General features: G+C 51.9%; 19 protein-coding genes. 9 read left to right on the forward strand and 10 right to left on the reverse strand.

Annotated elements, in window-relative coordinates; all coding sequences use genetic code 11:
• Window position 1 precedes the first annotated feature (1 nt).
• The gene (locus tag AC27N8_RS07320) at window positions 2–559 is read right to left on the reverse strand and encodes a hypothetical protein (protein WP_487065475.1); all 558 of its coding nucleotides are present in this window, start codon (window positions 557–559) and stop codon (window positions 2–4) included.
• Window positions 560–563: 4 nt separating this feature from the next.
• Window positions 564–1,748: a hypothetical protein gene (locus tag AC27N8_RS07325; RefSeq protein WP_487065477.1), complete on the reverse strand. Its 1,185-nt coding sequence runs from the start codon at window positions 1,746–1,748 to the stop codon at window positions 564–566.
• A gap of 289 nt (window positions 1,749–2,037) precedes the next feature.
• On the opposite strand from AC27N8_RS07325, the gene AC27N8_RS07330 reads away from it, so the two are divergent.
• The 4 genes from AC27N8_RS07330 to AC27N8_RS07345 all read left to right on the forward strand — a co-directional run bounded on the left by AC27N8_RS07330 (window position 2,038) and on the right by AC27N8_RS07345 (window position 5,791).
• Window positions 2,038–2,745, forward strand: coding sequence for a TetR/AcrR family transcriptional regulator (locus tag AC27N8_RS07330; protein ID WP_487065479.1), 708 nt, complete (start codon window positions 2,038–2,040; stop codon window positions 2,743–2,745).
• Window positions 2,742–3,599 carry a class I SAM-dependent methyltransferase gene (locus tag AC27N8_RS07335; RefSeq protein ID WP_487065481.1) on the forward strand — a complete coding sequence of 286 codons (858 nt, stop codon included), beginning with the start codon at window positions 2,742–2,744 and terminating at the stop codon, window positions 3,597–3,599. Before AC27N8_RS07330 ends, AC27N8_RS07335 begins: the two co-directional genes overlap by 4 nt.
• A 148-nt stretch (window positions 3,600–3,747) precedes the next feature.
• Window positions 3,748–5,076 (forward strand): sensor histidine kinase, encoded by a 1,329-nt coding sequence (locus tag AC27N8_RS07340; protein ID WP_487065483.1) that lies wholly within the window; start codon window positions 3,748–3,750, stop codon window positions 5,074–5,076.
• A complete protein-coding gene (locus AC27N8_RS07345; protein WP_487065485.1) occupies window positions 5,063–5,791 on the forward strand; it encodes a response regulator in 729 nt (242 codons plus the stop codon). Before AC27N8_RS07340 ends, AC27N8_RS07345 begins: the two co-directional genes overlap by 14 nt.
• Window positions 5,792–5,816: 25 nt before the next feature.
• On the opposite strand, the gene AC27N8_RS07350 is transcribed toward AC27N8_RS07345, so the two are convergent.
• The 4 genes from AC27N8_RS07350 to AC27N8_RS07365 all read right to left on the reverse strand — a co-directional run bounded on the left by AC27N8_RS07350 (window position 5,817) and on the right by AC27N8_RS07365 (window position 10,245).
• Complete coding sequence (locus AC27N8_RS07350; RefSeq protein WP_487065487.1) at window positions 5,817–7,382, reverse strand: DHA2 family efflux MFS transporter permease subunit; 1,566 nt, start codon at window positions 7,380–7,382, stop codon at window positions 5,817–5,819.
• A gap of 197 nt (window positions 7,383–7,579) precedes the next feature.
• A complete protein-coding gene (locus tag AC27N8_RS07355) occupies window positions 7,580–8,410 on the reverse strand; it encodes a sugar phosphate isomerase/epimerase family protein (protein WP_487065489.1) in 831 nt (276 codons plus the stop codon).
• On the reverse strand, window positions 8,410–9,483 hold the full coding sequence (locus AC27N8_RS07360) for a Gfo/Idh/MocA family protein (RefSeq protein WP_487065491.1): 1,074 nt from the start codon (window positions 9,481–9,483) through the stop codon (window positions 8,410–8,412). Before AC27N8_RS07360 ends, AC27N8_RS07355 begins: the two co-directional genes overlap by 1 nt.
• 57 nt (window positions 9,484–9,540) lie before the next feature.
• Complete coding sequence (locus AC27N8_RS07365; RefSeq protein ID WP_487065493.1) at window positions 9,541–10,245, reverse strand: ribulose-phosphate 3-epimerase; 705 nt, start codon at window positions 10,243–10,245, stop codon at window positions 9,541–9,543.
• Between the two features lie 306 nt (window positions 10,246–10,551).
• Between AC27N8_RS07365 and AC27N8_RS07370 the strand changes: the two genes are divergently transcribed.
• Complete coding sequence (locus tag AC27N8_RS07370) at window positions 10,552–12,195, forward strand: FAD-binding oxidoreductase (RefSeq protein WP_487065495.1); 1,644 nt, start codon at window positions 10,552–10,554, stop codon at window positions 12,193–12,195.
• 266 nt (window positions 12,196–12,461) lie between these two features.
• A complete protein-coding gene (locus tag AC27N8_RS07375; RefSeq protein ID WP_487065497.1) occupies window positions 12,462–13,781 on the forward strand; it encodes an MFS transporter in 1,320 nt (439 codons plus the stop codon).
• Here AC27N8_RS07375 and AC27N8_RS07380 read toward each other — a convergent pair.
• Entirely contained in the window at window positions 13,775–13,918 is a 144-nt protein-coding gene (locus tag AC27N8_RS07380) for a hypothetical protein (RefSeq protein WP_487065499.1), read from the reverse strand. The two genes, AC27N8_RS07375 and AC27N8_RS07380, sit on opposite strands and share 7 nt — an antisense overlap.
• Before the next feature lie 171 nt (window positions 13,919–14,089).
• On the opposite strand from AC27N8_RS07380, the gene AC27N8_RS07385 reads away from it, so the two are divergent.
• The gene (locus tag AC27N8_RS07385; protein ID WP_487065501.1) at window positions 14,090–14,746 is read left to right on the forward strand and encodes a hypothetical protein; all 657 of its coding nucleotides are present in this window, start codon (window positions 14,090–14,092) and stop codon (window positions 14,744–14,746) included.
• Window positions 14,747–14,886: 140 nt separating this feature from the next.
• On the opposite strand, the gene AC27N8_RS07390 is transcribed toward AC27N8_RS07385, so the two are convergent.
• Together AC27N8_RS07390 and AC27N8_RS07395 are read right to left on the reverse strand one after the other, a co-directional pair.
• Window positions 14,887–15,333, reverse strand: a complete 447-nt coding sequence (locus AC27N8_RS07390; RefSeq protein ID WP_487065503.1) for a hypothetical protein — start codon at window positions 15,331–15,333, stop codon at window positions 14,887–14,889.
• A gap of 132 nt (window positions 15,334–15,465) precedes the next feature.
• Window positions 15,466–16,017 (reverse strand): DUF6036 family nucleotidyltransferase, encoded by a 552-nt coding sequence (locus AC27N8_RS07395; RefSeq protein WP_487065505.1) that lies wholly within the window; start codon window positions 16,015–16,017, stop codon window positions 15,466–15,468.
• A gap of 111 nt (window positions 16,018–16,128) precedes the next feature.
• Here AC27N8_RS07395 and AC27N8_RS07400 point away from each other — a divergent pair, with 111 nt between their 5' ends.
• Entirely contained in the window at window positions 16,129–16,944 is an 816-nt protein-coding gene (locus AC27N8_RS07400; protein ID WP_487065507.1) for an alpha/beta hydrolase family protein, read from the forward strand.
• A 21-nt stretch (window positions 16,945–16,965) separates the two neighbouring features.
• Here the strand turns inward: AC27N8_RS07400 and AC27N8_RS07405 are convergent, their stop codons facing one another.
• Window positions 16,966–19,053: a glycosyltransferase family 39 protein gene (locus tag AC27N8_RS07405; protein WP_487065509.1), complete on the reverse strand. Its 2,088-nt coding sequence runs from the start codon at window positions 19,051–19,053 to the stop codon at window positions 16,966–16,968.
• Window positions 19,054–19,274: 221 nt separating this feature from the next.
• Here AC27N8_RS07405 and AC27N8_RS07410 point away from each other — a divergent pair, with 221 nt between their 5' ends.
• Window positions 19,275–21,041 carry a sensor histidine kinase gene (locus AC27N8_RS07410; protein ID WP_487065511.1) on the forward strand — a complete coding sequence of 589 codons (1,767 nt, stop codon included), beginning with the start codon at window positions 19,275–19,277 and terminating at the stop codon, window positions 21,039–21,041.
• The last annotated feature ends 11 nt before the right edge of the window (window positions 21,042–21,052 follow it).

Raw genomic sequence — 21,052 nt, forward strand, 5'->3', positions numbered from 1 at the left:
GTTACAGCGCAAGCTCAACGTGGGCGGTGCGTCTGCGCACCGCCTGTGTGATCCAGAAAATGAGTAGGCCATAGAGGGGCAGCAGGCCGATATTCCAGGCTAACCATGTGGGTATGACCGGCGGGGCCACAGCGGTGATGGGAATGTCTGCCTGTCCCTGTCCAGCCGCACCGCTGGCGATGATATGTAAGGTCCAATTTCCACGTGTGACAAATGTGATGCTTCCAGGAATTCCATAAGAACCGCTGGGAGAGGTGCCCATGTCACTTTGTGTCAACGAGCCTGAGACGCCTGGACCAGGAGTCGCAGTGACCGTGTAGCTGAGTGATCCTTGAGTGCCAGCCGTGGGAGCGATAGCAAAGGGTATGACGTCGCCCGCATTGATGGGATTATCATAAAAGGCGACCCTGAGATGATAGGCTCCCGCCGTAGTATTCACAAAGCTTACAGGCGCACCATGAATGGTTGAGGCCAGAACGATGCGATAAAATGCAATTCCAGTTGCAATCAGGGAGCCAACTGCGAATAATAACAGGACAATTTGTGTTACTTTACGCATTTTCCTACCTCTCCAACGTTTCTAGCGTCTGACTGATCAAGGCGCCAAGCCAACTTCCCAGCAAGGCACCGGGAATTGTCAGCACGATGGCGATCAAGAATGGAAGAGCGCTATGATGATCACCACTTGTGCTCTGTCCGCCTGAGAACACTGCCGCAATCTCGATAAGCTTCAAAGCCGCCACAAGCGCTGTACTGAATGCCACCGCAAGCGCGATTCCCCAGTTGAGCCTGGTTGATGACCAGTGTGCACGCTTGCCCAGGAGAAGCACGCCATCAACACTCAATCCAGTAAGTAATAGCCAGGGACTTTGTCCGATGAGGGACACAACGATTGAGCGAAGCGCCGTCGTAGATGGCAGGTACATTTGATTTTCAGCCTGCACCAACCATGTCATCACTGGTGGTATCAGCGCGCTGAGGAGAAGGTAGGACCCAACCAGTACCAGGATTGTCAGCGTGGCAACCCCTGGCCAGCGCAGGACACGCACAGCAAGGGTACAGACCAGGGCAACGCATATGCCCAGTAGCAATGGAAACAGATTAATCCCACCAGGGCTCAGTTCAATCGCAGGGAAGATGAAGGTAGTGAGTCGCGAAAGCAACAATCCCAGCGCGATAATCACGCCAGCATTCGCCAGTCGGAGCGATTTTTGCAGATGCAGGCTCTGCGAAAGATGAACAGTTGACAGGAATAGATACGTGATCCCTGTGACACCTAAGATTCCCCCCATATACAGCATCGTATGGAACGGCGCCCACAAGGAGACATCAACTCCGTACAGCGAATGCCAGTAGGTATCAAGTGGAAAGGCGACGGCCGCACAGACAGCTCCGAAGCCGACAAAGTACGATCCAACAGAACTATGCAAGACACCAAGAAAGTCGGTACTATTTTCTATCAACTCCGGATTCTGCCGCGCCCAGAACGTTTCGATCAGGATGCTTGTAAGCGCGAGAAGCCCAAGCAATCCGATACCAGCCAAAATGATATCGTGTGGAGGAGTAAAGGTGCGATCGCGACCAACAGTTGCGTGCCACTGAATATCCCAATTAGATCCAAACAAACCCATCAGCGAAATGGTCAGCAAGCAGTAGCCCGTAACCAATCGCAGCGTGACCAGATGCGTCAGCGTTTTTATTCTGCGCTCCAGCAACGGTCTTGAGAGCGTCCCCATAATATCTGCCATAGAAGTATCCTTCTCTTTCTCATGTACATTTTGCGTAACAGCCCATTTTTGCGGGCAAGACAAGCATAGCACTCCGCGAACAGAGAGAAGAAGTGCACAAAGAACTATTTTTATAATACATTGGACTATCTTTTAAACGCGGCACATTAGAGTTATAGGCCAAACGACATCTATCGATCGACTTGTGAAGTTGAGCATTAAGATAAGCCATCTGATAGTGGGATTTACAAAAGGCGAAAACGAGTCTACAATATTAACAAATGAACAAATTTTGTGAAAGCGAGAAATCATGGGAGTTGATGAGAAAGAACGCGAGCAGGCCATCTTAGACGTGACGGCTGAACTGCTGCTTCGGCATGGGTACAATAAAGTCACGATGAGCGATGTGGCGGATGCCGTCGGCTTAAACCGCAGGCTGGTTTATCTCTTGTTTCCCTCAAAGGATGATTTGATACAAGCCCTTCTGCTACGGGAATTGAACATCTATGCGGAAGTATGGAATCGCTATCTAGAGAGTGATCCTTTGGGAGGCTCGGTCGCCAGCGTCTATCGGGGTCTGCTTACTTCCCTCAAGCAGTTACCATTGATGACAGCTATGTATACGCGAGATGAGCAGACATTTGGTAAATATCTCTCCAGGCCAGGCAATTTCTTCATCTCCTGGCCACCTGATCCTGGTCCAACGCCGGAGTATCTCCAGACCATGCAAGAGGTCGGAGTCGTTCGTCAGGACATCAACACGAGAGCTATGGCATTCATCCTGGATGCACTGACTCCTTCCATCCTTGCTGCCCTCTCTTCTCGCACAAAGGCCCCCCCCGCTGACTCCAATAGGGCGAGCCAGCCATCTTTTGATGAGATAGTGGAAACCGTAGCCGAGCTTTGCGAGTACTTGCTCACGCCAAAAGAAGGGGCAAACCTCGAAGCAGGGAAAGCACTAATGCGCAAAAAAATCGCAGAGGCGCAGGCACAGTTTACAAAAAGGAGTAAGCAATGACCCCTGAGAAGATCCACTTCACCAAGGAAAAAGAGACGATGCTCATGACCTTGAATGGTCGAGCACTCCAGAGCCAATGGAAGAATCCTATCTTGCGCGACCCGTGGGCAGAAGAAGCCATGCAGCATATTGATTACGACATCAGCCAGCACTACAAGGGAGTGGGCTCGTGGAGCATATGGAACAAGATTGGATGTACTATCATCGCCACGCGAGCCGCAACCTTTGATCTGCTCACGAGCCGCTATCTGACAGATCATCCGGATGCGATCGTGCTCCACGTGGGCTGCGGGATGGATAGTCGCGTTTTCCGAGTCGACCCGCCAGCCAGTGTCCAGTGGTTCGACGTAGATTATCCGGATGTGATTGACTTGCGACGCCAGTTGTTTCCTGAACGGAACTCCTACCATCTGATCGGCGCTCCTCTGGAGGATTTGCACTGGTTGAGCGAGGTCCCGCAGGATCGACCCGGTCTGCTTATCGCCGAGGGCGTGTTGCACTACCTGAGCGAGACGGAAGTGAAAGCGCTCCTCAATGCGGTCGTCGCGCACTTTCCCACTGGTCAGATGATCTTCGACGTCGGCAATCCGTGGATTGTGAAAAGAGCGGGCTCAAACGTCGGAGGTACGGGTGCAACCTACAAGTGGGGGCTCGATGATCCACAGGATATCAAGCAGCTTGAACCAAAGCTTAAACTGATCAAGGAATTCAAGCCAAGTGAGCTGGTCGCGTTTTCCCGCTTCCCCTTATGGTGGCGGGTCCTTTACCGCATCCAGGAGATCAATCTCACGCTGCGCAGAATGGAACGTACCATCGTTTACCAATATGAGAACATAAGCACACAAGCACAATAGTGCCAAACGACATCTTGCGCACTCGCTTATTTTCTTCTATGATGCTCATAATAAGATGGAAGAGGAGACGCCCCTCTTTCCATCTTTGCAGCCCAGGCAAGGATGTAACAATATCATGCCATTAGCACAGGTGTAAGAGGAAATTAAGATGAACAGAAAGAGCGATTGGCAAGTCGGAAACAGGAAAACGTCCTCAGGTTGGCGCAGACTACTTCCCATGGCAAACGCGGATGCGAGTAGCGCCTTTATCTATCTCATCGGACTCGCGCTCGGCATTCTAGGACTCATCCAGAGCGCAACCTGGTGGCTGATACCTTTTTTTATATTGCTGATTCTCTCGCTGTCCTTGCTTGACCATTTAGAATATCGACAGTATGGCAACAAAACACCAGGACTTCCTGCGACATTATTTCTATGCCTGCGCTGTCTTTGTATCTCTCTGGCAATCCTGCTGTCGCCCGCTTATACAACTATGCTCTATCTTATCTTGCCATATCGCACCATGCTCTACTTTGGACCTAAGGCCGCTTATACAATGGCTGCATTGGTCATTATTGTCTACATCGCATCCTTCAATCTTGATCCACGTATCGATCAAAATGGCATCAGCCTCGATTCTTTGTGCATTTTCTGTATCATCTGTATCTGGAGTGTCTTAAAGGCTCAGGGGATCTTGCATGAGAGAGATGGGCAACTGCGTGAATATCAAAGTCGCATACGCGCAGAAGAATTGCTGGAAGAAGTGAGGCGCTCACATCAGCAACTGCATATCTATGCAGAACAAGTAGCCACTCTCGCAACCATAGAGGAGCGCAACCGCCTGGCGCGTGAGATCCATGACAGTCTGGGACACTCACTTACAGCCATTCATGTACAATTGGAGAAGGCACTTGTGTATCAGGCAGAGCATCCACAAGAGGCGCAGCAAGCTGTTCGGGATGCCCGCGACGTGGCAAAGGAGGCGTTACAGGATGTACGCCGTTCTGTCAGCACGCTGCGTACGGCAGAACTACCTTTTTCTTGCGTGCGCGAGATCACACTGCTCGCAGAACAGCTACGCCAGAATGGTCTGAGCGTTGATTTTTTTGTGACAGGGAATGAAGAAGCCTTTTCCAGACACATATTAACCACTATCTACCGCATCGCTCAGGAAGGCTGTACCAATATTCAACGCCATGCTCAGGCCAGCCACGTACAGATCGCGCTCACATTTGACTCCCAGGAAGCGTGCCTGCATATGAGCGATAATGGCGTTGGCTTTGATGCCTCTATACTTCTGCAAGCAGAAAAAAATCAGCAAAGTTATGGTATCCTGGGTATACAAGAGCGCTTGATGCTGGTTAATGGCGTCTTAGAACTAGAGAGCACTCCTGGACAGGGAACCGATCTAACAGCGACAATTAGTACCTCAGCACAGAGGGATATTCCAGAGGAAGCATCCGTGCTGGCGGAAAGAGGATCATATGGAGCAATTTGAGCAAAGCAGTGCCGATACACATTCTGAGGTAATTCGTGTGCTGGTCGTCGATGATCAACGGCTGGTGCGCGATGGGATTGCCTCACTGCTGTATGTCCAGCGAGGATTGACCGTGGTTGGGACGGCGGCCGACGGACAGGAGGCGGTAGAACAAGCGCTCGCCCTGAAGCCGGATGTTATCCTGATGGATGTGCGCATGCCTGTGATGAATGGCGTTGAAGCCACTACACAGATCCTCAAGCAACTGCCAAAGTGCTGTATCCTCATGCTCACGACCTTCGATGACAACGACTATGTGAAAGACGCCTTACGCACAGGAGCTCGTGGCTATCTGCTCAAAGACCTGCCGATCTCAGATCTGACGGCCTCCATCTTCGCAGCGCTCAGAGGAGTCTATCAACTGGATGCCTCTGTCATCGAACGCTTCATCAAGCAGCCCGCAACGCCCACACAAGAGACAAAGTTAGCTGAAGTCACAGCAGCCCTTCCATCCTCCCCATCGGCCAGCGAAAGCAGCACAGAATCCAGACTGACCAGACGCGAACGCGAGATTCTACGTCTGATCGCCACGGGCGCCACCAATCGCGAAGTGGCTGAACATCTGATCATCAGCGAAGGAACGGTCAAAAACCATCTGGCCCACCTGTTCAGCCGCCTCGGATTACGCGATCGCACGCAAGCTGTGATTTATGCCCGCGAGCATAAACTCCTCTAGAACGTTTTCAGCGCTTTGACCGATCTCACACGGCCACGTCGGGCTGCGCCGCTGCTTGCTGCACCACTGGCTCCGACTCCTTATCTAGCTTGTACTTGCCAGGCCAGCCCGGTAGGAAGAACGAGAGTATCGCCGCCAGGATGGCAACAATACAGGTCACTGTATATGCATGCTCCAATCCAGTAATATACTGGTTCTGAAACTGGTGGATGCTCTGCATGATGACAGCTTGCGTGGCCGGTGGTAGCTTGGCAATGTCTCCACTACTCGGGATGTTGGCCGGGATGGCAATCGTGACAGCACTGGTGAGGATGGTCGCCAGTACGGCAACACCAATCGATTGCATCGTCTGCCGTGTCGCTTGCAGTAGTGGCGTCGCTCGATTGATCCGCGCAGGCGGCACGTTCCATAAAGCTGCCAGCTGACTATTCTGGATAATCAGTCCAACCGCAATACCGCGTATTACCAGCAAGAATGTGATGAATGTCAGGCTGGTATCGATCTTGATCTGTGCCAGTTGATAGGTATTGTACGTGATCAGCAAAAAGCCGATGACGATGGGGATACGAGGGCCAATACGGTCTGTGATACGACCACCGATCAAGCCTGAAATGGCCGATGCGATGGCCAGAGGTAATAAGGTCAGTCCGGCCTGAAAGGCCGTCTCTCCACGCAGAATTTGCAGGTAGAGTGGCAACAGAAATTCAGCTCCAAACAGAGCAATGATACCAACCATGCTGGCAATACTGGCGATGGTAAAGCTGGGGATCGCATACAGACGCAGATCCAGCAGCGGATTCGATGAGCGCAGTTCCAGCACAGCGAATACCGCCAGGGAGACAAAACCGATGGCAAAACTGGTTAGCACGCGTGCATCTCCCCAACCGACTCCCTGCTGACCCGCAATGGAGGTGGCAAAGAGAATAGCTCCAAAGCCCAGGGCGGAGAGGATAATTCCCGGAATATTCGCTCGGACAGCTTTGGAACCTGGAGCTTCATGTAAGGAGAGGCCTCCAACGATCAGGCCAATGGCTCCGATTGGCAGGTTCAAGAAGAAAATCCAGGAGAGCATATCGCGATCGACCAGCCAGCCGCCCAGCAGTGGCCCTATCGCCGGGGCGAAAACCAGGACGATACCAAAAATACCAAAGGCAGCTCCACGCTGTCCGGGGGGAAAAGCTCGAAAGAGAAGCGCCGTCCCAAGCGGTAACGCGATACCACCACCGATACCTTGAATAGCACGCGCCGCGATCAGGAGCGGCAACGTTTGAGCTAATCCAGAACAAAGCGAGCCAATCACAAAGAGAGTCAATCCCAGCAGGTAGATACGCTTGATACCAAAACGATCGCCCAGAAAGCCTGACAACGGTGTTGAGATACCCAATGCCAGCGTGTATAAACTGATCACCCACTGAGCCTCATCCGTCGACACGGAGTAGTGCTGCTGGAGGGTTTTTAAAGCAACGTTGATAACTGTGGAATCGAGGATGACCATGAAGAGGCCAATCACAACCGACGCTAAAACGCGCCATTTATAAGCGGGATCAGGCACACTGTGCGACTCCTGAGCGGGTTGAGAGTCTAACGCCATCGTGCACTCCTTTATCACTTGATAAGCTATTGAACGCCATATGTATCGCGCAAGTATATCTGGCAAAAGAGAATTTAAGAAATAATTGCGACGAGCAGCGTTCAGGCAGCCATTGGAATCTCTCATTTTCCAGACATACTCAATTATATAGACGAATGAAGATGAGGTTTTGAGTACATATTTTGCACCAAATTTTATCACTTGATAAAATTCATGCGCTCATAAAGAAACTTAAGGGTCTTATCCACCTGCTCTTCGGGCAAGCCATGGATGATCAGAGGACCAGCAAAGGAGATTTTGCGGAGGAGATAGATGTAATGTTCATAATCAAGCAGGCCCTGCCCGGCAGGTAGGAACGTATCGTCGGGTCCTCGATCCTTGGCATGGGCGATGATGATGTATTCTCCCAGCAAGTCAAATGCTTCATCCATTATGTGACGCCTTTGTGTTTCGTCGCCCGGCAGGATCAGGTTCGCCGGGTCGATGATCACTTTCAGATGTGGAGATCGCATAGCAGACAGTAAGGCGTGTCCCTGTACAGCGCTATTCACAACATTGGCCCGCTCTGGTTCAAAGGCCAGCGTCACATGCTCAGCCTCAGCGATGGTCAGAGCTGCTTCTGTCGCGTGGAGGAGATCAGTCCATGCCTGAGGGGAGGCGTTCTCAGGATGCCAATGCCACATGTCAACGGGATCACGGGTGCCTGTACAGAGCGTGATGACGTTGGTCCCCAGTCCATGACAGGCGGCTGCCAGAGTCCGTAGGCGGCTCAGGCCCTGTTGGCGCTGCTGCGGATCAGGATGAATCATGTTATAGGTGCCAGAAACAGCCGCGATCTCAATATCTCGACTCTGTGCAGCCTGATGGATACGTGCAACCAGTAAGGGATCAATTTCTTCCGGGAGGGTTGGCACACCAGCACAGGATAAGTTGAATTGGGTACAGTTCAGTCCATGCTCTTTTACAGCGTCGAAGACCTCTTCAACAGTGGAACGAGCAAATGTGCGAGCAAAAATTCCGAGCTGCATTATACATCTCCTGTGACGTCAGCGATTGAGACCCAGGCATCCACCTCGACGGAGCGGGCGATAGCAACCAGGGTACGTACGGCTTCAGCGCCATCCTCTACATTGGCTCCATGTTGAGGCATCCCATGCAAGATCGTCTCAGCAAAGCCCTCTAGTTGTAGCTTGTAGGCATGGGCATCGGCTCCAAGGACGCGATGATATTGACCATCACGCTCGCTGAAACATTCTACCTCGCTGGAACGCAGATACCAGGGATTCAAGGTCTTGCCAAGCACGCTTCCATGCTCGCCATAAATCTGGAAACCCTCATGCCAGTCCATACGTACAGCCATGGTCAGATCAAGATGACCAACACTGCCATCGGCGAATTCTACCGCCACGAACCAGCAGTAGGCACCAAACTTTTCCACCAGTCTGGCCTGGACACGTACGATCTCTCCACCAAGAAAACGGGCCGTATCAACAAGATGACTGCCGTGCCCCAATAAATAGTAGCGTTGCCTGTCCGCTTTCGGATTGCCAGCCGGTCGCCGCACATGGCTACTCGTCACCATCAGCGGTTGCAGATTATCGGTCTCGATATACCGATACGTCGAGTCGCAGTACCAGGCTTTGAGCGCGAGAAGCTGCCCAATCTCGTCCTGGATAAAGCGATGTGCAAAGGCGATGCCCGGATCAAAGCGCTTCATTGTCCCGACCTGGAGCACCAGTCCCGATGCCTGAACATCCTTGCGCAGTGCCTCACACTCCTCAACGCTGACTCCCAGCGGCTTTTCGACCAGAACATGCTTGCCAGCAGACAGCGCTCTGGAGGTCATGGCGGCATGGAACTGATCAGCAGTGGCTACGATGACCGCTTCGACGTTGGGATCGGCCAGCATCTCATCGTAATCCAGATAGGTGACGCGAGGATGATGGATCGCGGCCATCTGTGAGACCAGATCTTCCGCCAGGTCACAGATAGCGTATAATTCGACGTTCCGTGCCTTGCGGCAGGATTCAAAATGGGCCGCCTGCGAGATTGGACCGGCTCCTACGATCCCAACTTTGAGTAATCGTGCTTCTTTCTCCATAGTTGCCTCTCCTGCTCTCTAGTGATTTACCATCAGACTTGCAAGGTTCAAACAGCTTCATCCCGGTATCGGTACAGGCAGAGAGCGTAGCCAACGAAATGTCTGCTCAAGATCGCGGCTGCCGTAGGCCAGCGATCCCATGACAACGGTATCGGCTCCGGCTGCGCGTAAAGCGGGGACGGTCCGTTCGCGAATGCCGCCATCAGCAGCTATCCTGACGCGATCAGCATATCCATGCGTGCGCAAGAGCTGTCGCATGGCTCGAATCCGTGGACATGCTTCTGCTGCCAGATCCTGTCCTTTGAGACCGATCACGGTCCCCATCATCGTCACGAGCTCAACGCGATCGAGATAGGGGACGACCGCTTCGAGAGGAGTAGTTAGTCCCAGCGCAAGCCCCGCCTGGACATGCTGCCGTTGTAGAAGATCCAATGCCTCCGGTACGGCCTCCCCATTCTCCACGTGCAGCGTAATGAGATTGGCACCAGCACTGGCGAAGTCTCCAATCTGCTGCAAAAGTACCGCCCCTTCAGTCATCAAATGGACATGAAAGAGTGTACTGGTCAGAGGTCGTAGTCGCGCAACCAGGTCCGGAAAGAATAAGAGCAGAGGTACAAAGTGCCCATCCGCCACGTCGATATGATAGAGATCCGCATACGGCTCCATGCGATCCATCTCATCAGCAAGATGAATAAGATCGGCGGACCACAGCGACAGCTCCGCGAGTAATCGCTGGCGTGGCAGCGCTTGCCAGATACTCATTATGTCTTCTCCTTGTACTCATATGGCTGGTCGTTATTCGTTTCATTGACGATTATTTAAAAATGATTTTCTTTTATCAGCTAAAACAAAGAGTAACACATAGGTAAAAGAAAGTCATAGAGCTATGATCTGATTTCCTTCCAAAGTGTGAAGCTGTGCATAGAACAACTGACGTATTTATATTAGAATCTATCTATCAAGCACACGGTATGCTTCAAAACAAATTTGCTCACAGAGATAATCGGTGAAAAAGTACGCTACATCATGTTGTTTGGATAACATTGTGATACATAAAAAGGAAAAAGTATGAAAAAGCAACAGGATATCAAGGGATGGATTGAAGATGCTCACATACGTCGCCGAGAGTTTCTCTCGCTCTGCGCGGCAGGATCGCTACCGATCATATTAGGAGCTTGCCAGCCACAGCCAGACTCATCGGCAAGTGCTACTCCATATATTCCGGTCAAAACGTCTCCAACAAACAAGCCAGCAGAGACACCAACTCCCACTCCTGTTCTCAATGAGGCTGCCTGGACAGATTTCTCAAAAAGTTTACAGGGAACACTGGTACGCCCAGGCAGCGCACAATATGGAACCTCACTGCTGCTCTATCATACGCAATTTACGACCCAGCCAGCCGCCATTGCCTATTGCGCGTCCCCCAAAGATGTTCAAGCAGCGGTGAACTTTGTGAGCAAATATAACCTGACCATCGCAGCTCGCTCGGGTGGCCATTCTTATGCCGGCTATTCGACCACGAAGGGGCTGGTACTCGATGTGACGAAGATGAATAGTGTGACGATCGATGCGAACTCAGGAAACGCGACGATAGGAAGTGGCGCCAAGCTGGTGGATGTCTATTCTACGCTCACGCAACATAATCGCATTCTTCCGGCAGGCTCCTGCCCGACGGTGGGTATCGCAGGATTGGCAATGGGTGGTGGGATCGGTGTGATTGGTCGTAAGTTTGGCCTGACAAGCGATAATCTACTCTCCGCCCAGGTGGTGCTGGCAAATGGACAGCTTGTCACCTGCGATTCCAGCCACAACGCGGATCTCTTCTGGGCTTTGCGCGGCGGTGGCGGCGGCAACTTTGGAGTGGTAACCTCCTTCACGTTTCGTACCTATCCAGCTCCAACGCTGACGCGCTTCACACTTACCTGGCCGTGGAGCAGTGCCGCAGCTGTGGTTAACGCCTGGCAAAACTGGGCTCCAGCAGCGCCTGACGAGATATGGTCTGGCTGCGTGCTTCTGACCAACAACGATAAGAACAGCGGTCCGATTGTAGAGGTGAATGGTGTCTATGTAGGCTCGACCGATGGCTTAAGTCCGCTACTCCAACAGCTGACAAATAGCATTGGCACGCAGCCAGCCAGTAACTATGTCACAAGCGATAGCGTACTCAACATTATGCTCTATGAAGCAGGCTGCTATAACAAGACAGTCGATGAATGTCACCTACCCAGCCAGAATCCACAAGGACAGGTACCACGCGATACCTCACAAGCGAAATCTGACTTCTTCACGTCCAAGCTGCCAGCCAAAGGCATTGATATCTTGATCAATGCCATCAACCAGAGTCAGGCATCTTCGGTACCCGGCGGCAGTGGGATTGGCATCGATGCCTCCGGCGGAGCTATCAACCGCGTCGCCAAGGATGCGTCTGCCTTTGTGCATCGCAACACACTCTTCTCGATCCAATATACTGGCAGCTGGCCCGCCGATGGTTCATCGTCCACGATCGCAGCAAACCTCTCCTGGCTCAACGACACCTGGCAGGCCATGCGTCCTTATGCCAGTGGTAGCGCCTATCAGAATTACATTGATCCAGACCTATCCAACTGGCAGCAGGCGTACTACGGAAGCAATCTGGCACGACTCAAGCAAGTAAAGAAGAGCTATGATCCCGGCAATCTCTTTCACTTTAAACAGAGCATTCCTCTCGCCTGAATAAGCTTTGCCCGCTCATCATAAGGCGAAGCGCCAACACTGTCTTTTTGACAAGTGCTGGCGCTTCGCCTTATACTGTTAGTGATGAGACGTTATGCTGCGTTTATTTCTACAATGGCGTATGCAAATATGCGCCAGACACTACATTGACCCATTATTGATCATCATATCCCATTTCAACGCGCCACCTACGACCTCTTAGAGATTTGACCTTGTCGCTTCCAGAAAACAATGGGAACAGGTGAATGGATAGCGAGTAAACTAACGTGAAACGAAACAAAGCCCTGACACCAGCATCATCGACCGAAACGGTACACAATCCTCACGACTCCTACGGCGCATTGCGCTTTCGCGACTTCCGTCTACTTATCAGCGGCAATTTCCTGGCCATGTTCGGACAGCAAATGATCACTGTTGCCATCGGCTGGGAGCTCTACAACCGAACAGGCTCAGCCCTCGTTCTGGGAGGCGTCGGATTAGCTCAAGTGATCCCGATTATCTTACTCTCGCTGCCCGCAGGCGATATCGTCGACCGCTATGACCGCAAGCTGATTGCGATACTGTCTCAGGCAACCTTGCTGATTGCATCCCTTGGTCTGGCTGCATTATCCTATTTTACCGGCCCATTGCTGCTTGTCTATGGCTGTCTGATACTGATGGGCTGCGCCCAGACATTTAATCTACCTGCCGGACAAGTACTTATCTCTCAAGTGGTGCAAGAAGATGCGTACGAGAACGCTACGACCTGGAGAAGTAGTATCTCGCAGCTCGCATCGGTGATTGGACCAGCTTCTGGCGGCTTCTTAATTGGAATCTTTAATGGTGCCACCATCGTCTACCTCGTAAGTGCGGGCGCCTTCACGATCTGTGCCACCTTACTGATCTTGATGCGCGTGCGACGCAGAGCGGGACGCGTACTCGAAAAGAAGACCCTGGAGTCCTTAGCCGAAGGCTTACGTTTCCTCGGACATACACAGATCATGCTGGCAGCTATTACTCTCGATCTATTTGCGGTCCTGCTGGGAGGCGCAACCACGCTACTGCCGATCTTCGCGAAAAATATCCTGCACGTTGGTCCCGTTGGCCTGGGATGGCTACAGGCAGCAGATTCGATTGGAGCTGTCTGTATGGCACTCTTCCTGGCCTCTCGACCACCGTTCACGAAAGCCGGTCCAACGTTGCTGTTCGCCGTCGCCGGCTTTGGGGTCGCGACGATTATCTTTGGGATCTCGCAGTGGTTCTGGCTCTCACTATTGGCCCTCTTCATGCTCGGCGCATGCGACAATATTAGCGTCGTGATCCGCTCGACACTTGTCCTCGTGCGCACCCCCGACGAGATGCGTGGACGCGTCAGTTCGGTCAGCTCGCTCTTCATCGGAACCTCGAACCAGCTGGGCGGATTTGAGTCAGGACTCGCCGCGCAGCTCTTCGGACCAGTCCTGGCGGTCGCAGGCGGAGGACTCGGTACCATCGTAGTCGTAGCGCTCGTCGCCGCCATCTGGCCCGAGATCCGTCGCCTGCAAAGGTTACGCGCACCTGTAGATACGCTCCAACCAGAAGAACAGCTCCTGGAGCAGCCTCAATAAACATTGTGGATATGCATACCAGCGAGGTGAAATGCCAGCCCATCTTGTTGAGCAACGAGGTGACCCGTTTCTCCCTCGGCAGTCCCGACCGGCCAACGTAGCGTCAGGTCTCGCATCCAATTATCACTATTCGGCACACCGACAAACTCATGAGCAGGCACACTGTGAGGGCACATACGTGTACATTACAATATATCCAGATCAAGTCAATGGATTTCTTGCAGCATATTACACTCATATGAGTAAAAATATTGATGGGCGAAAAATCATTGAACATGCTCTGTTACAAAACAGAAAGGATATCTGTCATGGTCACACAATCACAAGTAGCTGAGCGCAGTGCCATCCTGCGTGTCACATTCATTCTAGGCATCTGCCTGGGCATCTTCCAAGGTATCGTGTGGATACTCTCCATGCCACTCACATCGGGGATCACCTCCACACCATCAATTACCGCCTTCCTCTTTCTGGTCTCGCCGATCATCTGGATCATCGGCTTCTTTTTTCTGGGAATTTGGGTCGGCAAGCGCACTGGCGACCTCAATCAAGCTACCAAAAATGGTTTATTCAGTGGCATCTTTGCCAGTCTGATTGCATCAGTATCGCACGTGCTCGTCATCACACTTAGCCTCAGCAACTCCACGGGAGGCCAGCCACTCGCAACCGCCTGGGAGGCCATCGGCGTCGGCGCGGAAACGATGGTACTTGCCATTGGCGCTGGCATAGCCTTCGGCTGGATTGGTGGTTACGTCGGTCAATATATCTCTGCCGTGACCCCACCCAACACTCCGCCGGCGCCCACGAGCCCTCATTATGGACCACCTCCATTTTTTTATGGGCCACCTCCGGCAGCGTACACGCCAGCGCCCCAGCCAAACGTTCAAGCACAGCCAGTTCAGAGCACACCTCCAGCACAACCCGGCATTACGCCAACACCCAAAACGGAGCCAGAGGAGAAAAGATAAAGATAAATGTCGACCAGGGAAAAAATAAGCGCCGTACGCTCACGTACGACGCTTATTTGTGGTAAACGCATGAAAACATCGGGTAGCATGAATACATGCTCCCGGAAGAGAGGATACGCCAGATCGATGTGTAGATACTATTACGCGGATTTGCGCTGGCGTAGCTCAGCAGCTAGCTCATATTTGTTGGCGAAGACGCGACCACCACAATAGATGTTGCGCCTGACAAACGGCTCAGGGGTATCACGTTCGAGACGTTCGCGAACGTTGGGTTTGTGTGCTCCGCGCGAATAGTACCAGGGTTCGGTCAGCGTATAGGCGGGATTCATGGCCCAGTCGGGGATAGGAACTTCATATTTCTGGCAGAGATACTCAACAGAGGCCGCACAGAAAACTGCCCAACGAAATTCATCTTCGGTCGGCTCGTCTGGCATCTGGACGGGATCGAGGACCATTTCTTCGCGTAATTCAGGAAAGTTACCGAAGAAATCGTTCATGAAATTTCCCAGTGGCAACCAGGGATCAGCACCCGCGCAAATTTCCTGGTATGAAATTGCGATTGTTTGCAATTCAGTACATGTCTTCATAAGTTTACCTCGCTCGCTCTTATCTTCACCCTTCTATTGTATCATGCGGACCAATCAATTTGCAGGAATGATTCAATTCTCGCGACTCAAGTGACAGTTCAATCCTTTTTTATATCACGACGAAACAGAGCACTAAAATAATTCATCTAAAGTATCCTCCAACTGATACTGCTCTTTCCAGGCTTCATCGGGGATAAAATGATCCACAATCGCCTGAGCCTGTTCACGCGTGGTCACATTGAGCTGACTCATCAGTGCATCGATATCAGCCATGTCCTTCTGTCGATAGACCATCAGCTTGAGCGCCAGGATGTATTCTTTTGAGGGCAGATAGACATGCAGCTTCTTAAACTCGCGCCAGAGCCTGGCTTCTGGATTGGGAGCCATATCGCGGATAAAATAGGCCACATCATCATTGATCCACGTGCGCTTCATCTGATAGCGCTTTGCAACGGCATGCACAGCAGCCTTAAAGAATTTGGTCTCCGGCGTCGGATTAGTTGAAGAATCGCCCTCAATATCCATCAACACCACATCGACATCCTCGGTCGACTCGCGATTAAAAGCCAGGAAGAGCATCGCTACTCCACCCACAATCATCACACGGACCGGCGACTGCAATCCTTTAAGCTCCAGCTCATCGCCCAGCTCTTGCAGGTAGATTTCAACCTCTTTTCTCTCCATGCCCCGAAAACTCCTCTTCTCTTACGTTACAATTCTCCTGCTTTCTATCGATCACAAGCAGAGCCTGTTATACTGCAAGTATAATCTCAATCTGGGCGAAAGGTATAGACAATGGAGCCGAATACATCTTCTGCTTATAACGAACCCCTTACCTATAAACTCTCCTATGGAACAGACAAGCTCCAACATGGCAAACTCTATTTGCCGGAAGGAACAGGCAACTATCCAGTCGTGATGCTGATCCATGGAGGCTTCTGGCGTAATCCTTATGATCTCACACTCATGCGACCACTGGCCCATGATCTGGTCCAACGTGGCATAGCCGTCTGGAACATCGAATATCGGCGTATCGGAGATCAGGGCGGAGCCTGGCCGGGCACCCTGCTGGATGTGGCTCAGGCCGCCGACTATTTGAGCACAATTGCCTCTACCTATCGACTGGATGCGAAGCGGATCATCGCCGTCGGACATTCTGCTGGAGGTCATCTCGCCTACTGGCTGGCTGCCAGGCATCGACTGTCAGAAGGGAGTCAGCTCAGAACCACGGAGACTCCTCTTACGTTAAGAGGAGCAGTCAGTCTGGCAGGCGTCGTAGATCTGATTCATTCCGAACGGCTCAACCTGGGCAGGCATGCAGCTCGCGAGCTCCTGGGCGGCAAGCCGACGAACGTCCCTGGCCGCTACAGGGACGCTTCGCCGGCCGCGATGTTACCCCTGGGGATACCACAGATCCTCGTTCATGGCACAAACGATGATAGTGTCCCACTGATTGTCAGTCAGGATTACGCCAAAAAAGCCAGAGCCGCTGGCGATCAGATCATGCTGATCGAGATGTCTGATGCCACACACTTCGATGTGATCGATCCAGCCTCTTCAGCGTGGCAGCAGACACTCACAGCGATGCAGCTCCTGATGCAAATTCCATAGTGAAGAAACAAAGAGAAAAAATTACTGTGCGGCAGCACAATCGAATAATTGTGTCTTGACCGTAGATCCTTCGCCAAGATCGACGCTATCGGCAGGGCCGCTAGATCCCGGCTCGGCCACTGTCCGCGGAACGATCTTGCAATGAGCAGTGACCCATTGCGAAAGTGCTGGCTGCGGCTGTACAACTAGTGTTTCCTGATTGTTTGCAGGCAGAATTGACTTCAATTCCTGACGCGCCGTTGGAGATAGCGTCCCTAATTTAATCGGAGTAAAGACCGGTAACAGAAAAAAACGTATCTGGTTCTGTTGCACCAGCGCCGCAGTTTGCTGAGCGGTCAGGATCTGATCGAAGCTATTGTAGCCTCCAAAGGCCAGCACCGGCTGGCCAGTATCAAGGATGAACGGAGCGGCGGTTGGAGCGTTCATAGTAGCTACCAGATAACGCGTCTGCCCCTTATTCTCCGTCAGGTACTGCTCCAGCGCTGGCTGCGCGTGGGCACTTTCCGGGATCAATGCATGGGCAATTAGCACTAATACGGTAAGAGGCTGGGGCAGGCCGCCAGTTGGATTCACGGTATCCGTGCCGATGGCCAGAGGCAACTCGGACCAAAAAGCTGGAGCAAGTAACAACACGATAAAGCTTATAATAAAGATGGGACGAGCTATCTTGAGTCCAGGAAAACTCTTTACGATCAGCCCAATGACCAACAGTACAGTCAGCACAATACTCAAGATAACAATCATCTGTGCAAAGAGATGATTAAGAAGAGAAAAATGTAACAAAATGCTCGCCTGAACCAACGCCGTTACAATCAAGGAGAGCGGCAACAGCCAGCATTGCCAGCCAGTGCGCGCTCGATACGCCCGATACATCGCGACGCCACCGATCCCAACCAGGGCACTAAGCGCCGGCGCAAAGGTTACCAGATAATAGGGATGATCGAAAAATGCTACGCTAAAGAAGATCAGCAGAGTAATAAACCAGCTTCCCCAGAGGAGCAAGCCTCGCGCATATGGACTTACAGCCAGAAAAGGTCGCCTCCACTTGTACGCGACACAGGCGGCAAGCAGGCCAATCAGCGCGAACGGCAACAGCCAGCCGATCTGACCGCCAAGTAATGGACCAATCAGCCGTAGTGGACCTGGTAGGCCGGTACTGGCAAGACCAAAAGTGACCAATATATTGGTGGTATTCACTGTGCCTGCACTCTGGCCGCCTGTAGAATCAGTATTACTACCGATACCAAAGGCACGGCTCACGCCATTATATCCCAGCGCCAACTCCAGCTCAGAATCATGCTGCGTCGAGCTAACATACGGACGCTGCCCCGCAGGTACCAGATCAACGATAGTAATCCAGGAAAAAGAGATGAGTAGCAGCACAAGCGTGGCAAGGAGCAGGTGGAGCAAACGTTGCCGCCAGCGTCCAGCCGCGCTCAGTAGATAGGTCAAAGCGAAGGCTGGCAGGATCAGATAAGCTTCAAGCATCTTGATATTGAATCCCAATCCAATCAGGGCCGCACACACAACGAGCCAGCGCAAGCGCCCCGTTTCGATGGCCAGAGAGAGTGCCCAGGCAGCCAACAGCATCACCAGCACAAGCAGGCTATCGATGGTATTATTCCGACTGGTCACCACACTAATAGGCGTCAACGTCAGGGCCAGCGCCGCCAACAAGCCCGCATTTGGACCAAAGCTACGTCGGATCAATATAAACAGGATGATAATCGCTCCAACGCCTGCCAGCGCCTGAGGTACAAGCAGGCTCCAGGCACTAAAACCAAAGATCCGTGTGCTTAGCACCTGTATCCAGAAGCCCAGCGGCGGCTTATCGATCGCCAAAAATCCACCCGGATCAAAGGAGGCAAAAAAGAAATTGTACCAACTCTGCGACATGCTCTGCACAGCCGCCGCATAATAACTGTTCACGCCAGTCGTGATATCTCCGTAATGATTTTGTCCCAGGCGCAAAAAATTCAAACAAACAGCCAATAAGAGTAGTACCCCCAAAGCGATACGCTGCCAGAGCGAGAGCTTTTGCTGGTTCTTATCTGGTACATTATGATCGGTAGCAGCAGGTGACTGCACCGTTACTTCAGCATCGTGCATAGAATCCTGTGTCTCCTCACTTTTTCAAATGAATAGTAAGCTGTTCCGACACAAGTATAGAGACATCCAGAGTTTCTTTCCTCAAACAAAAGAACCAGCTTTCGCTCCCCCAAAAGAGCCAGAAAAAACTCGAACTTATCAGTGATGACGTGAGAAGTGATTGCAGCTATACTAGAAATATCCTGAAACAACTCACGATCAATGCGGGAAGAGAAAAGGAAATGGAAGAGGTCCCTATGCAGCAGCAGTTTGTACGTGGCGGGGGCGAGACAAATAAAAGCATCACGATCCAGCTGGCAGGTAGTTATCTGCTCGTGGGGACGACCGATCTCGTCTTGCTACATTGGTTGAGTATAGCGGGCAGTACGCCTGTGCTCAGCATTGTACTGACGCTCATATGTAGCGTCGTCGTTGGATTATTGACAACGGCAAATATGCAATATCGTTTATTCATGCTCTATCTCTCACTGATGCGTCTGGCCGAGGGCAAAAAAGTTGAGTGCTCGCAGACATTTTGGCATTGGCCACTTCTTCCTCTTTTCAACTCGCTAGCATCCGTCGTCCAAAGGGAAGAGCTGGCGCTTGGATACCATGAGCAGTTGCTTCGCCAGACAAGTGAGGCGGCCGCTCTGGAAGAGCGTAATCGTCTGGCACGCGAGATGCATGATTCGATTAAGCAGCAGCTCTTTAGTATCCGTATGAGCGCGATTGCAGCAAGAGCTCATGTGCAGGGGAATCTGACTAAAGCTCAGGCAGCCATCGAGGATATCCAGAGTAGCGCCAACGAGGCTCAAGTGGAGATGCAGGCATTATTGCAGCAGTTCCGTTCGGTCGCTCTGGAGCATACAACGCTCAGCGAGGCGGTCCAGACGCAGGCGATGGCGCTAGAATATCGCAGTGGAGTCAGGGTAGAAGCCGATATTGCCATACTTCCAGGCAGTGACCGCTGTCCACTAGAGATGCAAGAAGCCATCTTTCGCATTATCCAGGAGGGATTTGCTAATATTGCACGTCACGCGCGAGCCCGCCAGGTCCAATGTACTATCGCAGCCGATGATCAAGCGCTGCTGGTAATGATCCATGACGATGGGCAGGGTTTCGATCCCCAAAGCGCTCAAAAAGGGATGGGATTAGCCAATATCCAGGAGCGGGTACGCACGCTGAACGGGCAGGTGCAGATCGAGAGTGCGATGGGCAAGGGTACGACGCTTCAAATCCAGGTGCCACTCCTGTTGCCGCTCGCGATGAAAGAGCAGAGCGAGCAGCAAGAATTGGCGCGACAAAAAACTATCGAGCACGTACGAGAGGGGCTACAGATACGTTCAACGGTGGCAATTTTTACCTTGATCTTACTCATGGTCAATCTGGCACTATTTACGGCGAATGCCCAGCTGCAAACAAAAGGATTATGTGTATTTCTCTTAGCTGCCTGCATAATATTTATGCTCTACGGCCTGATCCGCGCCCATCTAGCCATTGTACGTATGCGACTCTACCACGGCGAGGATGATCTACAAGTACGCGGCTTCCATTTTCATGAGCAGGTCGGCTGGATCAGTTTTATGCGTTTGCTCATCTTCTCCTTAGCGAATGTCGTACTCTGGGGCATGATCTTAGCGGCCAGGACGCCCTGGTGGCAGATGGGGATATGTTTCTCCGTGTTTACATCGGCATTGTTGCTATCCTATCTCTACGTATATCGGAATTTCCAGCGCTCACAGAATCGCTTCTACGCGCTGCTATCACCACATGGACTCGCTACGGATATCAAGCAGCGACAGACCTCTATACGCTGGCGCAGCATCATTTTTCTCGGCCTGCTTACACCACTAATCATCCAGAACACACTTGTTCATATGCTGGTGGATACCTTCTGGCACTGGTTAGCATATTACATCCTATTTATTTTCTTTTGCATCTTTCTGGGGATAACAGTCGACCTGCGCCAGATGCTTCTCTGGCGTGCGCGCATTACAGCAAAAAGCTAATTTTCACGAGG

This window comes from Dictyobacter sp. Z7_2 (assembly GCF_057551105.1).

Excerpts from the sequence above, each read along its gene's own strand:
- AC27N8_RS07335 (WP_487065481.1), top strand. The coding sequence starts at position 2,742 with ATGACCCCTGAGAAGATCCACTTCACCAAGGAAAAAGAGACGATGCTC.
- AC27N8_RS07400 (WP_487065507.1), top strand. The coding sequence starts at position 16,129 with ATGGAGCCGAATACATCTTCTGCTTATAACGAACCCCTTACCTATAAA.
- AC27N8_RS07395 (WP_487065505.1), bottom strand. The coding sequence starts at position 16,017 with ATGGAGAGAAAAGAGGTTGAAATCTACCTGCAAGAGCTGGGCGATGAG.
- AC27N8_RS07355 (WP_487065489.1), bottom strand. The coding sequence starts at position 8,410 with ATGCAGCTCGGAATTTTTGCTCGCACATTTGCTCGTTCCACTGTTGAA.
- AC27N8_RS07370 (WP_487065495.1), top strand. The coding sequence starts at position 10,552 with ATGAAAAAGCAACAGGATATCAAGGGATGGATTGAAGATGCTCACATA.
- AC27N8_RS07350 (WP_487065487.1), bottom strand. The coding sequence starts at position 7,382 with ATGGCGTTAGACTCTCAACCCGCTCAGGAGTCGCACAGTGTGCCTGAT.
- AC27N8_RS07360 (WP_487065491.1), bottom strand. The coding sequence starts at position 9,483 with ATGGAGAAAGAAGCACGATTACTCAAAGTTGGGATCGTAGGAGCCGGT.
- AC27N8_RS07405 (WP_487065509.1), bottom strand. The coding sequence starts at position 19,053 with ATGCACGATGCTGAAGTAACGGTGCAGTCACCTGCTGCTACCGATCAT.
- AC27N8_RS07340 (WP_487065483.1), top strand. The coding sequence starts at position 3,748 with ATGAACAGAAAGAGCGATTGGCAAGTCGGAAACAGGAAAACGTCCTCA.
- AC27N8_RS07390 (WP_487065503.1), bottom strand. The coding sequence starts at position 15,333 with ATGAAGACATGTACTGAATTGCAAACAATCGCAATTTCATACCAGGAA.
- AC27N8_RS07385 (WP_487065501.1), top strand. The coding sequence starts at position 14,090 with ATGGTCACACAATCACAAGTAGCTGAGCGCAGTGCCATCCTGCGTGTC.
- AC27N8_RS07320 (WP_487065475.1), bottom strand. The coding sequence starts at position 559 with ATGCGTAAAGTAACACAAATTGTCCTGTTATTATTCGCAGTTGGCTCC.
- AC27N8_RS07345 (WP_487065485.1), top strand. The coding sequence starts at position 5,063 with ATGGAGCAATTTGAGCAAAGCAGTGCCGATACACATTCTGAGGTAATT.
- AC27N8_RS07365 (WP_487065493.1), bottom strand. The coding sequence starts at position 10,245 with ATGAGTATCTGGCAAGCGCTGCCACGCCAGCGATTACTCGCGGAGCTG.
- AC27N8_RS07325 (WP_487065477.1), bottom strand. The coding sequence starts at position 1,748 with ATGGCAGATATTATGGGGACGCTCTCAAGACCGTTGCTGGAGCGCAGA.
- AC27N8_RS07330 (WP_487065479.1), top strand. The coding sequence starts at position 2,038 with ATGGGAGTTGATGAGAAAGAACGCGAGCAGGCCATCTTAGACGTGACG.
- AC27N8_RS07410 (WP_487065511.1), top strand. The coding sequence starts at position 19,275 with ATGGAAGAGGTCCCTATGCAGCAGCAGTTTGTACGTGGCGGGGGCGAG.